At 73.3% G+C, this 2,289-nt stretch carries 2 protein-coding genes; one reads left to right on the forward strand and one right to left on the reverse strand.

What is annotated here, in order from left to right; all coding sequences use genetic code 11:
• Window positions 1-1,253: hypothetical protein (locus FL311_RS44650; RefSeq protein ID WP_228557465.1), on the forward strand; the 1,253-nt coding region annotated here is incomplete at its 5' end.
• 36 nt (window positions 1,254-1,289) lie between these two features.
• Here FL311_RS44650 and FL311_RS42660 read toward each other — a convergent pair.
• Entirely contained in the window at window positions 1,290-2,264 is a 975-nt protein-coding gene (locus FL311_RS42660; RefSeq protein ID WP_228557466.1) for an SIS domain-containing protein, read from the reverse strand.
• Between the last annotated feature and the right edge of the window lie 25 nt (window positions 2,265-2,289).

Genomic DNA, 2,289 nt, shown 5'->3' on the forward strand with positions numbered 1-2,289 from the left:
CCACCGCGCCGTCCATGGGTGGAGGGGGCGCGCTGCCGCAAGGGCATCCTCCGCTCGAAGGGCAGACGCCGACGTCTCCGGACGCGCTGCCCTCGGGGCACCCGCCGCTGTCGGGCACGGGCAAGGCGCCTCCGTCCGCGGACGAGCTGCTGCGGCAGCTCGACTCCACGGAGGGGTTGAAGGGGCGCGAGAAGACGTTCGAGATCGCCGCGTCGCTGGGGCGGCTGTACTACGTGAACGGCCGCAACGTGGACGCGGACACGTACCTGCAGCAGGCCGAGGAGCGCGCGAAGCCGGTGCGCGACCTGTTCCTGGCGCAGAAGAAGAAGCTGGGCAAGACGCCGGTGCCGACGGCGGAGGCCGCGAAGTGTGGCTTCACGCCGGGCCAGCCGCTGGATGCGATGGGGCAGGTGGCGAGCGAGCGCGCGAAGAAGGGTGACGCGGCGGGCGCGGCGGCCTGTGCTCGCGCGGCGCTGGAGCCCGTGCTGGAGACGGGGGTCATGCGCGCCAACGCGCTGTACCTGGGCGGAGATTCGGCGGCGGCGCTGGCGGCGTACGGCGCGGTGCTGGAGGTGGAGCCCCGGCACGAGGAGGCGCTCTACGGGCGCGCCTCGGTGCTGTTCGAGACGAAGGGCGAGGACCTGGCGGCGCTGAAGCAGGCGCACGAGGGCTTCGAGGCGGTGCAGGCCCTCAACCCCAACTCCGCGCGCGCGGCCACGGCGAAGCGGATGTCGGCGCTGGTGGACGAGACGGTGAAGGCGGGTGGGCGCGCGAAGCTGCTCGCGGCGCGCGCCGAGGACCGCCGCATCCGGTTGTCGCAGGCGCTGGCCGCCGCTCCCGCGCAGGACGCGCCGCGTCCGCTGACGCCGGAGATGGTGGACGCGGTGAAGAACACCGAGCGCACGCCGGAGCTGGAGCAGGGCCTGACGAAGCTGGTGGAGGAGGGTGAGGAGCACCTGGCGAAGGGGCGCTTCCAGGAGGCGCTCGGCAACTACACGCGCGTGGTGCCCTTCCAGCCGGAGAATGGCCGCGCGAAGGCGGGCATGGCGTGGGCGCTGGTGGGCCTGGGACGGCCCATGGCCGCGCGCGTGTGGGGCGTGGCGGTGCAGTCGGACCCGGCGTCGGTGGAGAAGCTGGGCGACGTGTTGCTCGAGAAGGGGGACGCGAAGGGCGCCAAGGCGCTCTGGGAGAAGCTGTCCTCGGACGCGCCCGACTACAACAAGGCCGGCCTCCAGGCGAAGCTGTCGCGGTAGGCACCACGGGCTCGCACCTTCACGGTGCGAGCCTGTTCAGACGAACTTCGCGGCGAGCAGGTCCTGCACGTCGAGCAGGCCCACGGCGCGGCCCTCGACGTCCACCACGGGCAGCTGGTCCACCTTCAGCTCGCGCATCTGCGCGGTGGCCGAGAGCGCCAGCGTCTCCGGCGTCACGCAGCGCGGCTGCTTGCCCATCACGTCGCGCACCTGAATCTTGAAGTCGGTGAGCCCCTGCTCCACGCGGCGGCGCAGGTCGCCGTCCGTGAAGATGCCCACCAGCCGCCCCGTGCGGTCCACCACGCAGGCCGCGCCCGGCCGGCCCGGCGTCTTCGTCATCACCCCCACCACCTCCGACAGCGTGGCGGTGTCGCGCACCAGCGGGTTGGCGGGCCCCGTGCGCATCAGCTCGAACACGCGCTGCACCGAGCGGCCCAGCTTCCCACCCGGGTGCAACAGCGCGTAGTCATCCGTCCCGAACGGCCGCGAGCGCAGCACCGCCATCGTGAGCGCGTCCCCCAGCGCGTGCAGCGCCGCCGTGGACGCCGTGGGGACCAGCCCCATCGGACACGCCTCCTCGATGTGGCCAATCTCCAGCACCACGTCCGAGCCGCGCGCCAGCGCGCTCTGCGTGTCCGCCGTCAACGCGATGACCGGCGTCGCCATGCGCTTGAACGACGGGAGCAGCCGCACCAGCTCCTCCGTGGAGCCGCTGTTCGACAGCGCCAGGATGACGTCCCCGCGCGCCACCCGGCCCAGGTCCCCGTGCACCGCCTCCGCGGGGTGCAGGAACACCGAGCGGACACCCGTGGACGCGAGCGTGGCGGAGAGCTTCTGGCCGATGTGGCCCGCCTTCCCCATGCCCGTCACGATGACCTGTCCCTGACACTCGCGCACCAGCCGCACCGCGCGCACGAAGGGTGCGCCCAGCCGCGCTGTCACACCGAGGATGGCGCGCGACTCCGCCTCCAGCACGTCGCGCGCGCACGCGAGCAGGGCCTCGTCGTCCAGCTCGGACGTGGGGGCCGGGGTGGCG

The organism is Myxococcus sp. AB025B (genome assembly GCF_006518215.1).
In the GTDB taxonomy this organism is placed as follows: domain Bacteria; phylum Myxococcota; class Myxococcia; order Myxococcales; family Myxococcaceae; genus Myxococcus; species Myxococcus fulvus.